General features: G+C 61.4%; 8 protein-coding genes and 2 pseudogenes. 8 read left to right on the top strand and 2 right to left on the bottom strand.

What is annotated here, in order from left to right; translation table 11 throughout:
- Positions 1 to 288 precede the first annotated feature (288 nt).
- The 8 genes and pseudogenes from LRS56_26930 (at position 289) to LRS56_26965 (ending at position 10,683) form a co-directional block, all read left to right on the top strand.
- Positions 289 to 1,579: pseudogene (locus LRS56_26930) on the top strand (MFS transporter).
- Positions 1,580 to 1,778: 199 nt separating this feature from the next.
- The gene (locus tag LRS56_26935; protein ID WDU62344.1) at positions 1,779 to 2,765 is read left to right on the top strand and encodes a phosphate ABC transporter substrate-binding protein PstS; all 987 of its coding nucleotides are present in this window, start codon (positions 1,779 to 1,781) and stop codon (positions 2,763 to 2,765) included.
- A 485-nt stretch (positions 2,766 to 3,250) separates the two neighbouring features.
- Positions 3,251 to 5,284 carry an ABC transporter permease subunit gene (locus tag LRS56_26940; protein WDU65820.1) on the top strand — a complete coding sequence of 678 codons (2,034 nt, stop codon included), beginning with the start codon at positions 3,251 to 3,253 and terminating at the stop codon, positions 5,282 to 5,284.
- Positions 5,285 to 5,299: 15 nt separating this feature from the next.
- Entirely contained in the window at positions 5,300 to 6,970 is a 1,671-nt protein-coding gene (gene pstA / locus LRS56_26945) for a phosphate ABC transporter permease PstA (GenBank protein ID WDU62345.1), read from the top strand.
- A 164-nt stretch (positions 6,971 to 7,134) separates the two neighbouring features.
- On the top strand, positions 7,135 to 7,968 hold the full coding sequence (pstB, locus tag LRS56_26950) for a phosphate ABC transporter ATP-binding protein PstB (GenBank protein ID WDU62346.1): 834 nt from the start codon (positions 7,135 to 7,137) through the stop codon (positions 7,966 to 7,968).
- A 70-nt stretch (positions 7,969 to 8,038) separates the two neighbouring features.
- Positions 8,039 to 8,799, top strand: a pseudogene (phoU, locus tag LRS56_26955) (phosphate signaling complex protein PhoU).
- Positions 8,800 to 8,954: 155 nt separating this feature from the next.
- Positions 8,955 to 9,866, top strand: coding sequence for a response regulator (locus tag LRS56_26960; protein WDU62347.1), 912 nt, complete (start codon positions 8,955 to 8,957; stop codon positions 9,864 to 9,866).
- 145 nt (positions 9,867 to 10,011) lie between these two features.
- On the top strand, positions 10,012 to 10,683 hold the full coding sequence (locus LRS56_26965) for a M23 family metallopeptidase (protein ID WDU62348.1): 672 nt from the start codon (positions 10,012 to 10,014) through the stop codon (positions 10,681 to 10,683).
- A 3-nt stretch (positions 10,684 to 10,686) separates the two neighbouring features.
- Here LRS56_26965 and LRS56_26970 read toward each other — a convergent pair whose 3' ends face one another.
- Together LRS56_26970 and phoR are read right to left on the bottom strand one after the other, a co-directional pair.
- The gene (locus LRS56_26970; protein ID WDU62349.1) at positions 10,687 to 11,976 is read right to left on the bottom strand and encodes a hemolysin family protein; all 1,290 of its coding nucleotides are present in this window, start codon (positions 11,974 to 11,976) and stop codon (positions 10,687 to 10,689) included.
- Positions 11,977 to 12,297: 321 nt separating this feature from the next.
- The gene (phoR, locus tag LRS56_26975) at positions 12,298 to 13,623 is read right to left on the bottom strand and encodes a phosphate regulon sensor histidine kinase PhoR (protein ID WDU65821.1); all 1,326 of its coding nucleotides are present in this window, start codon (positions 13,621 to 13,623) and stop codon (positions 12,298 to 12,300) included.
- Positions 13,624 to 13,708: the final 85 nt, after the last annotated feature.

Genomic DNA, 13,708 nt, shown 5'->3' on the forward strand with positions numbered 1-13,708 from the left:
GGGAGACTCTGCCAAATCGGCTGGATGGCACCCAACGACGTTTTGGCACAGCAGCCCCTCAAGACTGCGGTTCTTGCGCTTGCAAGGGCCGAGTATATCGAGACCCATGCGCCACGACGACCTCCCGGCGCTCATTTGGTCGGTAAATAGCCGCTGTATCGCGGCTTTTGCGAGCAACTGTTCTCCTGGCGCTGTGCTTTTACAAGCGATTTGCTATCTTGCCAGACCCGCCGCAAGTCCCGGGCGTGCCGTCCTTATTACGATGATTACTATAAGAGAAGCCTTGCCATGTCCTCCGTGCCCGCAAGCAGTGCGCAACCTTCGCGCCCGCTGACCCGCAACGACTACAAAACCCTGTCGCTGTCTGCCTTGGGCGGGGCGCTGGAATTTTATGATTTCATTATTTTCGTGTTTTTCGCCACCGTGGTCGGAAAACTCTTCTTCCCGGTGGATATGCCCGAATGGCTGCGCATGATGCAGACCTTCGGCATTTTCGCCGCCGGCTACCTGGCACGCCCGCTGGGCGGCATCATCATGGCGCACTTCGGTGACCTGCTGGGCCGCAAGAAGATGTTCACGCTGAGCATCTTCATGATGGCCGTACCGACTTTGATCATGGGCCTGCTGCCGACCTACGCGCAGATCGGCCTGTGGGCGCCGCTTCTGTTGCTGCTGATGCGCGTCATCCAGGGCGCAGCGATTGGCGGCGAAGTACCCGGCGCCTGGGTGTTCGTGTCCGAACACGTACCGCCACGCCATGTGGGCTACGCTTGCGGCACCCTGACCAGCGGCCTTACCGCCGGCATCTTGCTGGGGTCGTTGGTGGCGACTGCAATCAACACTATTTATAGCCCGGAGCAGGTCTCGGATTACGCCTGGCGGATTCCATTCCTGCTCGGCGGGGTGTTCGGCCTGCTGTCGGTGTACCTGCGCCGCTGGCTGCATGAAACGCCGATCTTCGCCGAGATGCAGCAACGCAAGACCCTGGCCGCCGAGCTGCCATTGCGCGCCGTGCTGCGTGACCACCGGGGCGCCATCGTGCTGTCGATGCTGCTGACGTGGTTGCTGTCGGCCGGTATCGTGGTGGTCATCCTGATGACCCCGACCGTGCTGCAGACCGTCTACCACTTCAGCCCAACGGTTGCGCTGCAAGCCAACAGCCTGGCCATCGTCACCCTGAGCCTGGGTTGCATCGCCTCCGGCGCCCTGGCCGACCGCTTTGGTGCCGGCCGCGTGCTGATCCTTGGTTGCGCCCTGTTGCTGGCGACCTCCTGGACCCTGTACCACAGCCTGATTGCCCACCCTGACTGGCTGTTCCCGCTGTACGCCTTGACCGGTTTGTTTGTAGGCACCATCGGCGTCGTCCCTTACGTGATGGTCAAAGCCTTCCCCGCCGGTGGTGCGCTTCAGCGGGTTGTCGTTCTCCTATAACGTCGCCTACGCCATCTTTGGTGGCCTGACGCCGCTGGCGGTGTCGCTGTTGATGAAAGAAAGCCCGATGGGCCCGTCCTACTACGTGGCTGCCCTGTGTGTGATGGGCATGCTGGTGGGTGGGTATCTGTGGAAGCGCGGACGCTAAAACCAGCCCGATCCCCTGTGGCGCGGGAGCAAGCTCCCTCGCCACAGTGCCGGTGTTCATTCAATGTGTTACCCCTCCTGAGCCTTCGCTTTTCGATAGTGGCCTTTCATCTAATTGTCACATTGCGGACATAGAGTGTTCACACGGCCTACCGATACTTGGCCCCGATCCAATTATCCCTATCTGCTAGGAGCAAGGCATGAAACTGAAACGTTTGATGGCGGCAATGACTTTTGTCGCTGCTGGCGTTGCGACCGCCAACGCGGTGGCCGCTGGTGTTGACCCGGCAATTCCTGCTTACGTGAAGACCACTGGTGTGTCGGGCAACTTGTCCAGCGTCGGTTCCGATACCCTGGCCAACCTGATGACCCTGTGGGCTGAGGGTTATAAAAAGGAATACCCGAACGTCAACATCCAGATTCAGGCTGCCGGCTCCGCCACTGCACCTCCTGCGCTGACTGAAGGCACCTCCAACCTGGGCCCGATGAGCCGCAAGATGAAGGACACCGAACTGGCGGCCTTCGAGCAGAAGTACGGCTACAAGCCGACTGCTATCCCGGTTGCTGTGGATGCCCTGGCTGTATTCGTGCACAAAGACAACCCGATCCAGCACCTGACCATGGAACAAGTCGACGCGATTTTCTCCTCGACGCGTCTGTGCGGCGCTAAAGCCGACGTTAAAACCTGGGGTGACCTGGGTGTGACCGGCGACCTGGCCAACAAGCCGGTTCAGCTGTTCGGTCGTAACTCGGTATCCGGTACTTATGGCTACTTCAAAGAAGAAGCCCTGTGCAAAGGCGACTACAAGCCAAACGTCAACGAACAACCAGGCTCGGCTTCGGTCGTGCAGTCCATCAGCTCCTCGCTGAACGGCATCGGTTACTCGGGCATCGGCTACAAGACCGCCAGCGTGAAGACTGTGGCCCTGGCCAAAAAAGGCAGCACTGACTTCATCGAAGACACCGAAGAAAACGCCCTGAACGGCAAGTACCCGCTGTCGCGCTTCCTCTACGTTTACGTCAACAAAGCCCCGAACAAGCCTCTGGCCCCGCTGGAAGCCGAGTTCGTGAAGCTGGTTCTGTCCAAACAGGGCCAGGAAGTTGTAGTGAAAGACGGCTACATCCCACTGCCAGCCAAAGTTGCCGCCAAGGCCCTGGCTGACCTGGGTCTGAAAGAAGGCAACTAAGCCTGCAATATCGGGTGTAGATGCATGCTGTTCTGTGGGAGCGGGCTTGCCCGCGATGCTGGCGACGCGGTGTAGCGTTGAAACCGTATTGATGCCATCGCGGGCAAGCCCGCTCCCACATTAACCGTCTACACCCCTAATTCTTCAATCCGCTGCCAGCCCTGCTTCGCGGCGGATTTGTTGCGTCACTGCACTGTCATCTTTCTGTCATACAGGATCGCTAGGGTGTGCGCATGAATGATCTGGCCAATTCCACCATGACGACGACTTCCCCTCCCAAGCGCATTGATTTCAATACGCCTGAGCTGCAACGCAAGCGCCGCATTCGCGCGCTCAAAGATCGCCTGACCCGTTGGTACGTGTTGATCGGCGGCCTCGCCGTCCTTGGCGCCATCACCCTGATTTTCTTCTTTCTCGCCTACGTGGTCGCGCCCTTGTTCCAAGGCGCCTCGCTGACCAAGGAAGACGCGCTCACGCCCGCCTGGATCCAGGACGCCGGCAAGCCGTTGATGATTTCCCTCGAAGAGCAGAACCAGGTCGCCATGCGGGTTTCCGACAAGGGCCAGGCGCTGTTCTTTAATGTGGATACCGGTGCCGAGCTCAAGCGCGTCGACCTGCCGTTACCGGCCGGCACCAGCGTTGCCTCCATCGGTGAAGACCAGCCGGGCAGCCCGCTGGTGATCCTCGGTTTGTCGAACGGCCAGTCCCTGGTGTTCCGCCACACCTATAAGGTGTCCTACCCGGACGGCAAGAAAACCATCACTCCGGCAATTGAGTACCCTTACGGTGAAACGCCGATCGTGCTCGACGACGCCGGCCGCCCGCTGGAACACGTGACCCTCAACGCCACTGACACCTCGTTGGTGATAGCCGGCTCGGCCGGTTCGCACTTGAATGTGCTGTCCCTGAGCCGCGAAGAAAACATGATGACCGGCGAAGTCACCAGCGAGCAGAAGCGCATCGAGCTGCCGCAGATGACCGAACCGGTGAAGGCGATCTTCATCGACCCGCGCCAGCAGTGGCTGTATGTGATCAACGGCCGTGCCCTCGCGGATGTGTTCAGCCTGCGTGACAACAGCCTCAACGGTCGCTACAAGTTGCTCGAAGACGGCAACGCCGAAGTCACCGCCAGCACGCAATTGGTGGGCGGTATCTCGCTGATCATCGGTAACTCCAAAGGTGGCCTGGCCCAGTGGTTCATGGCCCGCGACCCGGATGGCGAGCAGCGCTTCAAGCAGATCCGCACCTTCCAGATGGGCACTGCGCCTATCGTGGAAATCTCCGCCGAAGAGCGCCGCAAAGGCTTCACCGCCCTCGACGCCTCAGGCAAGTTCGGCGTGTTCCACAGCACCGCGCACCGCACCCTGTTGGTCGACCCGGTGGTCGACGGCCAGGGCGTGTACGGCATGTCGCCACGCGCCAACCGCGTGATCGTCGAAGCCGGTGGCAAGCTGCAACCGCTGCTGCTGGACAACCCGCACCCGGAAGTCTCCTGGAGCGCGTTGTGGAGTAAGGTCTGGTACGAAAACTACGACGAGCCTAAATACGTCTGGCAATCGACCGCCGCCAACACCGATTTCGAACCCAAGATGAGCCTCGCGCCGCTGACCTTCGGCACGCTGAAGGCCGCGTTCTACGCCATGCTGCTGGCTGCCCCGCTGGCGGTCGCCGCTGCGATTTACACCGCTTACTTCATGGCGCCGAGCCTGCGCCGCAAGGTCAAGCCGGTGATCGAGCTGATGGAAGCGATGCCGACGGTGATCCTCGGCTTCTTCGCCGGCCTGTTCCTGGCGCCGTATGTAGAGGGGCATCTGCCGGGGATTTTCAGCCTGCTGATGCTGTTGCCGATCGGCATCCTGGTGGCCGGCTTTGTCTTCAGCCGCCTGCCTGAATCGATCCGCCTGCGCGTTCCCGATGGCTGGGAAAGCGCGATCCTGATCCCGGTGATCCTGTTTGTGGGCTGGCTCTCGCTGTACATGAGCCCGTACCTGGAAACCTGGTTCTTCGGCGGCGACATGCGCATGTGGATCTCCCACGACTTGGGGATCACCTACGACCAGCGCAACGCTCTGGTAGTCGGTTTGGCGATGGGGTTCGCGGTGATCCCGAACATCTATTCCATCGCCGAAGACGCCGTGTTCAGCGTGCCGCGTGGCCTGACCCTGGGTTCCCTGGCCCTGGGCGCGACGCCGTGGCAGACCATGACCCGCGTGGTGATCCTGACCGCCAGCCCGGGGATTTTCTCGGCGCTGATGATCGGCATGGGCCGCGCAGTGGGTGAAACCATGATCGTGCTGATGGCCACCGGCAACACCCCGGTGATGGAGATGAACCTGTTCGAGGGCCTGCGCACCCTGGCGGCCAACGTCGCGGTGGAGATGCCGGAGTCGGAAGTCGGCGGCAGCCACTACCGTGTGCTGTTCCTCTCGGCGTTGGTGCTGCTGTTGTTCACCTTTGTCATGAACACCCTCGCCGAGCTGATTCGTCAGCGTCTGCGCAAGAAATACTCGTCGCTTTAAGAAAGGTAGAAGTCTGTGAAACAGAACTCCCTGAATGGATGGTTCAAGAGCGGCGCCCCCGGCGTCTGGATCAGCGGTGGCGCGGTGTCCATCGCGGTCATCATGACCATTGGTTTGCTGGCTGTGATTGCCGTGCGTGGTTTGGGCCACTTCTGGCCGGCCGACCTGATCCAGGCCAACTACAACGTGCCGGGCCAGGAAAACCATATCGTCATCGGCGAAGTGGTGCAGAAGGAAGAAGTACCCCGCGAGCGCCTGAAAAGCGCGGGCTTGCCGGTGCCGGACCAAGGCCCGGAATTCATGACCCGCGAGCTGATCAAGGTTGGCAACCGCGACCTGAACGGTAACGACTTCACCTGGATCGTCGGCGAGTGGCTCAAGGACCAGACCACGCCTGCGAACCTGATGACCATCGAGCGTCGCGAGTGGGGCAATTTCTACGGCACCCTGGTCAACGTCAAGCAGGATGGCAAGGTCATCGCCGAAGGCGAAGCCGCTTGGCCGGAGTTGCAGGCCCGTGTCGACCGCGTCAACTCGCTGGCCGCCCAGCTCAAGACCCTGGAAAAATCCGATATCGGCGCGATCAACGCAGGCCTGGAGCGCATCCGCCTGCACGGTCGCAAACTGGAACTGGAAGGCAAGCTCGACGCCGCCGCCCAGGCCGACATGGACGCAGGCCGCGCCGAGCTGAATGCCCGTTACCAGGAAATCGAAGCGCGCCTGGCCGATCTGCACGCCCAGTTCAACCGTGACGCCCTGACGGCCCGCGATGCGAACGGCAAGGAAGTGGAAATCGGCATCGGCAAAGTGGTGCACGCCTATCAGCCGAACGCCATGGGCACGCTGACCAAGGTCGGTTTCTACTTCAGCAAGGTCTGGGAATTCCTCAGCGATGACCCACGGGAAGCCAACACCGAAGGCGGGATTTTCCCGGCGATCTTCGGCACCGTAATGATGACTTTGATCATGGCGATGATCGTGACCCCGTTTGGTGTGCTGGCGGCGGTGTACCTGCGTGAATACGCCAAGCAGAACGCCCTGACCCGGATCATCCGCATCGCCGTGAACAACCTGGCCGGCGTACCGGCCATCGTCTACGGCGTGTTCGGCCTGGGCTTCTTCGTGTATGTATTGGGCGGCTCGGTGGATCGCCTGTTCTTCGCCGAAGCCCTGCCGGCACCGACCTTCGGCACGCCGGGCCTGCTGTGGGCCTCGCTGACCCTGGCGCTGCTGGCGGTGCCGGTGGTGATCGTGGCCACCGAAGAAGGCTTGGCGCGGATTCCTCGCACCGTGCGTGAAGGCTCGCTGGCACTCGGCGCGACCAAGGCGGAAACGCTGTGGAAGATCGTGCTGCCGATGGCCAGCCCGGCGATGATGACCGGCATGATCCTCGCCGTGGCCCGCGCCGCCGGTGAAGTGGCGCCGCTGATGCTGGTAGGTGTAGTGAAACTGGCACCGTCGCTGCCGCTGGACGGCAACTACCCGTATCTGCACCTGGACCAGAAGATCATGCACCTGGGCTTTCATATTTATGACGTCGGCTTCCAGAGCCCCAACGTCGAAGCCGCACGGCCGCTGGTGTACGCCACCGCCTTGCTGCTGGTGCTGGTGATCGCCACGCTCAACTTGTCGGCAGTGTGGATTCGTAACCACCTGCGCGAAAAATACAAAGCGTTGGACAGCTAACGCAGTCCCTGTGGGAGCTGGCTTGCCTGCGATGGCATCACCGCGGTTTCACTGAAAGACCGCGCCGCCCGCATCGCAGGCAAGCCAGCTCCCACAGACACAGCATTTGAGTAAGCCGCCCCAGGCGGCTCAATGAAACGAATTGGTAGCACAGGGAGCATCCCATGCAACACGACACCCATTCCCACGGCATCAACATGTCTGCCCTGGGTCGCGACAAGCAGAGCCTGAGCCTGGCCCAGGAAACCGTGGCCATCGAAGTGCCGGGCCTGAGCCTGTACTACGGTGAAAAACAGGCGCTGTTCGACGTCAGCATGAACATCCCCAAGCAGCGCGTGACGGCCTTTATCGGCCCGTCCGGCTGTGGCAAGTCCACGCTGCTGCGCACCTTCAACCGTATGAACGACCTGGTGGACGGTTGCCGTGTGGACGGTGCCATCAACCTCTACGGCACCAACATCTACCGCAAGGGCGAGGACGTGGCCGAGCTGCGTCGTCGCGTGGGCATGGTGTTCCAGAAACCCAACCCGTTCCCCAAGACCATCTACGAAAACGTGGTCTACGGCCTGCGCATCCAGGGCATCAACAAGAAACGCATCCTCGACGAAGCCGTTGAGTGGGCCCTCAAGGGCGCGGCGCTGTGGGACGAGGTCAAGGACCGTTTGCATGACTCGGCGCTCGGCTTGTCCGGCGGCCAGCAACAGCGTCTGGTGATCGCCCGTACCATCGCCGTGGAGCCGGAAGTGCTGCTGCTCGACGAACCCTGCTCGGCACTCGACCCGATCTCGACATTGAAAGTCGAAGAGCTGATCTACGAGCTCAAGTCCAAGTTCACCATCGTCATCGTGACCCACAACATGCAACAGGCGGCGCGGGTTTCCGACTACACCGCGTTCATGTACATGGGCAAGCTGGTGGAGTTCGGCGATACCGATACCCTGTTCACCAATCCGGCGAAGAAGCAGACCGAAGACTACATCACCGGTCGCTACGGCTAGGAAGCTGTGGTTCTGATTGCACTGACGCTGCGGTTCTCCGCACCTTACCGGACGCTCCAAGGACGCCAACATGATTAGCAAAGAAGGCCTTACCCACCACATCTCCGCGCAGTTCAACGCCGAGCTTGAGGAAGTGCGCAGCCACCTCCTGGCGATGGGCGGTCTGGTGGAGAAGCAAGTCAACGACGCGGTCACCGCGCTGATCGAGGCCGACTCGGGCCTGGCCCAGCAAGTGCGCGAGATCGACGACCAGATCAACCAGATGGAACGCAACATCGACGAAGAATGCCTGCGCATTCTCGCCCGTCGCCAGCCGGCGGCTTCCGACTTGCGTTTGATCATCAGCATCTCCAAGTCAGTGATCGACCTGGAGCGTATCGGTGACGAAGCCACCAAAATCGCCCGCCGCGCCATCCAGCTGTGCGAAGAGGGCGAAGCGCCGCGTGGTTACGTGGAAGTGCGGCACATCGGCGATCAGGTGCGCAACATGGTGCGCGATGCCCTCGACGCCTTTGCCCGCTTCGACGCCGAACTGGCGTTGTCAGTGGCCCAGTACGACAAGATCATCGACCGTGAATACAAGACCGCGCTGCGCGAGCTGGCGACCTACATGATGGAAGATCCGCGCTCTATCTCGCGGGTCTTGAGCATCATCTGGGTGCTGCGCTCCTGGAACGTATCGGCGACCACGCACGTAATATCTCGGAGCTGGTGATCTACCTGGTGCGCGGTACCGACGTGCGGCACATGGGTCTCAAGCGCATGAAGGCCGAAGTTGAAGGTTCAGTCGACCAAATCCCTAATGTTCCGGGCAAAACTGACGATAAGTAAGGTTGCCCGAGAAATTAACGCCCGGCCTTTGGCCGGGCGTTTTCGTTTGTAGCGGAATCGGATGAAAGAAAGTCCGAACGTGACTGCAGAGTTTTTGGCAAAATGCCATCAGTCAGGCGTTTTGTGTGCCGCCGTTTTTATAGGATGAAGGGTCGATGAGTAAAGTCAGTGTATTGGTGGTGGATGATGCCTCGTTTATCCGCGACCTGGTGAAGAAGTGCCTGCGCAACTACTTCCCCGGGATCAAGCTTGAAGATGCGGTGAACGGCAAAAAGGCCCAGGCTATCCTGATGCGCGAGACCTTCGACCTGGTGCTGTGCGACTGGGAAATGCCAGAGATGTCCGGGCTTGAGCTGTTGACCTGGTGCCGCGAACAGCCGCACCTCAAAGCCATGCCGTTCGTGATGGTGACCAGCCGTGGCGACAAGGAAAACGTGGTCCAGGCGATCCAGGCCGGGGTTTCCGGCTACGTCAGCAAGCCGTTCACCAACGAACAGTTGCTGAACAAGGTCAAGCAGGCCCTGCACAAGATCGGCCGCCTCGACGCCCTGGTCGCCAGCGCGCCCACCAAGATGAACTCGGCCTTCGGCAACGATTCCCTGAGCGCCCTGACCGGCGGCAAACCCGAAGCGGTCAAGTCCGCACCTGTGGCTGCTGCTGCGCCCGCGCCGAGTCGAGGCCTGCTCAACAGCCCGCCGGTTCAGGCGCCTGCGGCTGCATCCCCTGCCGGCGGTCGTGGCCAAGGCCAGTTGCGCCTGTCCAGCGGCACCCAGCAATGTGTGATCAAGGCGCTGAGCATCAAGGAGGCGCTGCTGGTGGTGCGGCGCGGTGAAGTCCTGCCCCAGGTGCTGGAAAGCGCTGTGCTGGACCTTGAGCAAGGCGATAACGCCGAAGTCGCCCGCCTCAACGGCTACCTGCACGCCATCGTCGCCTTCGAGCCCAAGCCGGACAGCGACTGGCTGCAACTGACCTTCCGGTTTATCGACCAGGATGCGCAGAAGCTGGACTACATCTCCCGCCTGATCGCACGCGGTACGGCGCAGAAGCACTTCGTGCCGGGTGCCTGATTTGTAGAGCGACATCTATCCAGTGTGGGAGAGGCGGTGCGACGGTTCGACTCGCCCGCACCCCCATTGGATCTTCATTGCGACGTACACAGCTGTCATGATCCGTTGCTAGTCTGCCGCTCAGTCATACCGACAGGTTCGCGCCATGCTCTTTCGCCCGTTGCTGTTCTGCATGCTGGCTTCGGTCGCCGTTTCGAGCCAGGCCATGACCCTCTACAAATCCACCGATGCCAACGGCATGGTGTTTTTCAGCGACCGGCAAACCCCCGGCGCCCAGGCATTCGTGATCCAGGAGCGCAGGGTCGAGCCGGTACGACCGCCGCTGCGACAAAGGCCAACCGCGAGTTATCCACAGCAAGCCTACCGCTACCCGCTGCCCTGGCGCGGCGGGCCGTTCCGGCTGACCCAGGGCCCCAACGGCAGCTTCAGCCACACCGATGCCAAAAGCCGCTACGCCATGGACATCGCCATGCCCGAAGGCACGCCGATCATTGCGGCGCGCAGCGGCGTGGTGGTGAAGATCGAGAATAACCAGGCCGGGCGTGGCAACGATGCCTCGGGGAATTTCGTGCGCGTGCAGCACGATGACGGCACGCAGGGCGTGTACCTGCACCTCAAGCAAGGTTCGGTCAGTGTGCGGGCGGGGCAGCGTGTAGCGGTGGGAAGCCCGCTGGCATCGTCGGGCAATACCGGCAACAGCAGCGGGCCGCATCTGCACTTTGTGGTGCAGCAGAGTACCGAGGCCGGGCTGGTGTCGATCCCTTACGAGTTCAACCAGCCGGTCGGCACATTGCCCAACTTTGCGTTGGGCAATTGAGGGTCAGTCCAGCAACAGGACCTTGGCCAGCACGATTTTCGGGCCTTTCATCTTCTTGATGATGATCCGCAAGCCTTCAACCTCCAGCACTTCTTCTTCTTCCGGCACCCGCTTGAGGGTGTCGTAGATCAGCCCGGCCAGGGTTTCGGCTTCGATGTGGTCCAGGTCGACGCCCAGCAGGCGTTCCACCTTGAACAGCGGCGTGTCGCCTCGTACCAGCAATTTACCTGGCTGGTAGGCGAGGATGCCGCGCTCGGCCTTGCGGTGTTCGTCCTGGATATCGCCCACCAGCACTTCCAGCACGTCTTCCATGGTCAGGTAGCCGATGATCTTGCCGTCGGCTTCTTCCACCAGGGCGAAGTGCGCGCCGCCTTTGCGGAACTGCTCCAGCAGCTGCGACAGCGGCATATGCCGCGACACGCGCTCCAGCGGGCGGGTCAGCTCGGCCAGGTTGAACGACTCGGGGATGTGGTCCAGGGCCGCCAGTTCCAGCAGCAGGTCCTTGATGTGCAGCAGGCCCACGAACTCGTTGCGCACCGCGTCATACACCGGGTAGCGGCTGAACTTGTGACGGCGGAACAGCGCAAGGATTTCCTTGAGCGGGGCGTTGAAGTCCAGGGTCACCAGGTCTTCGCGGGAGTTGGCCCAGTCCACCACTTCCAGCTCGCCCATTTCCACGGCCGAAGCCAGCACGCGCATGCCTTGGTCGCTGGGGTCCTGGCCACGGCTGGAGTGCAGGATCAGCTTGAGTTCTTCGCGGCTGTAATGGTGCTCATGATGCGGGCCAGGCTCGCCTTGGCCGGCGATGCGCAGGATGGCGTTGGCGCTGGCGTTGAGCAGGTAGATCGCCGGGTACATGGCCCAATAGAACAGGTACAGCGGCACCGCCGTCCACAGCGAGAGCAGCTCAGGCTTGCGAATCGCCCAGGATTTGGGCGCCAGTTCACCGACCACGATGTGCAGGTAGGAAATCACGAAGAACGCGGCAAAGAACGAAACGCCCTTGATCACTTCCGGCGACTCGACGCCCACGGCGCCCAGCAACGGCTCGAGGATGTGCGCAAAGGCCGGCTCGCCGACCCAGCCCAGGCCCAGGGAGGCGAGGGTGATACCCAGCTGGCAGGCCGACAGGTAGGCGTCGAGCTGGCTGTGCACTGTGCGCAGGATCTGCCCGCGCCAGCCGTTCTTGTGGGCGATGGCCTCGACCCGGGTGGCGCGCAGTTTGACCATGGCAAATTCCGCCGCAACGAAGAAACCGTTGAGCAGTACCAGGACCAGTGCAAAAAGAATCATGCCGAAGTCGGCGAAGAGTGTGGCGAAGGTGATACCAGGGGGAAGGGTCCATGATGGGGTTTTGCAGGTTCCGTGTGTTCAATAAGGGGTGGCAAAAAGGCCTGAAAGGCAGGCGCAAGTCGGCCAATGTAGCGGCTGACGGGGCGCTTGCCTAGTGCCCGCTGCCGGGCGGGGCAAGGAATGCATTCTTGGAAACGATGCAAATCCAATGTGGGAGGGGGCTTGCTCCCGAATGCGGTGGGTCAGTCAACACATTCATAGCTGACCCACCGCTTTCGCGAGCAAGCCCGCTCCCACATTTGGTTGGGTGGCGTGTTCGGTTTATTCGTCCGTACCGATCACTCGCGAACGGGTCATCTGCGCCGGCGGAAAATGGCAGGTGAAGGTACTGCCATGGCCCAGTACGCTGCTGATTTCCAGGCGTGCGCGATGGCGCAGCAGCACATGCTTGACGATGGCCAGCCCCAGCCCGGTGCCGCCGGTGTTGGAGTTGCGGCTGGAGTCTACGCGGTAGAAGCGTTCGGTCAGGCGCGGCAGGTGCTTGGCGTCGATGCCGATGCCGGAGTCTTGCACGCTCAGGTGCGCACCGTGTTCGTCGGCCCACCAGCGGATGCGGATATTGCCCTTGTCCTGGGTGTACTTCACGGCGTTGAACACCAGGTTGGAGAACGCGCTGCGCAATTCGCCTTCGCTGCCTTTGAGCAGCACCATCGGGTCGGCTTCCAGGGTGATCTGCTGGCCGCGTTCGCCGGAGAGGGCCTGGGCGTCATTCTTGATGGTCTGCAACAGGCTTTGTACGGCCACCGGATGGTTATCCGACGGGTAATCCGTGGCCTCAAGCTTGGCCAGTAACAGCAGGTCATTGAGCAGTGTTTGCATGCGTGAACCCTGCTGCTGCATCTGCTGCAGGGCGCGGCTCCAGCGCGGGTTGATCTCGTCGACGTTATCCAGCAGCGTCTCCAGGTAACCGCAGATTACCGTCAAAGGCGTGCGCAGTTCGTGGGAGACGTTGGCGACGAAGTCTTTGCGCATCTGTTCCAACTGGTGGATACGGGTCACGTCGCGCACCAGCATCAAGTGTTCGTTGTTGCCATAGCGCGTGAGGTACAGCTGGATACGCACGCGATCATTGGTGGGCGAGGGGATTTCCAGCGCTTCTTCGTAGTTCTCCTGCTCGAAGTACTCCTTGAAGCGCGGGTGGCGCACCAGGTTGGTCACCGGCTGGCCGCTGTCCTGGGGCGTCTTGAGGCCCAGCAGGGTCTCGGCGGCGCGGTTCCACCACTCCAGGTTGCCGTCGCTGTCGAGCATGATCACCGCGTCTTTGAGCGCGGCGGTGGACTCCTGCACCCGGTCGATCACCGCTTGCAGGCGCCCGCGAACGCGTTGGTCGCGGCGTTGCAGGTGGTAGATGCTGTCGAACACCTCGCCCCATAGCCCATAGCCGTCGGGTGGCGCTTCATCGGGTTTGTGCTGGCGCAGCCATTCATGCAGGCGCAGCAGTTGTTTGAGGGTCCAGCCCAGGTACAGGGCGATGCCGGCTGCCAGGCTCCAGCCATATTGGCCGCTGACCAGGCCCACCAGCAGGCAGCCGGTGATCAACAGCAACAGGTGGCGGATCAGGGTGCCATGCCAGTTTTGGTTCACAATCGGTCCTTCGGACAGTGAAAAGTTTCAAGCTGCAAGCGACAAGTCAGAGCAGATCGGCTTCCACTTGCCGCTTGTAGCTAACCGC

It is taken from the genome of Pseudomonas poae (assembly GCA_028869255.1).
GTDB classification, from domain to species: Bacteria; Pseudomonadota; Gammaproteobacteria; order Pseudomonadales; family Pseudomonadaceae; genus Aquipseudomonas; species Aquipseudomonas poae_C.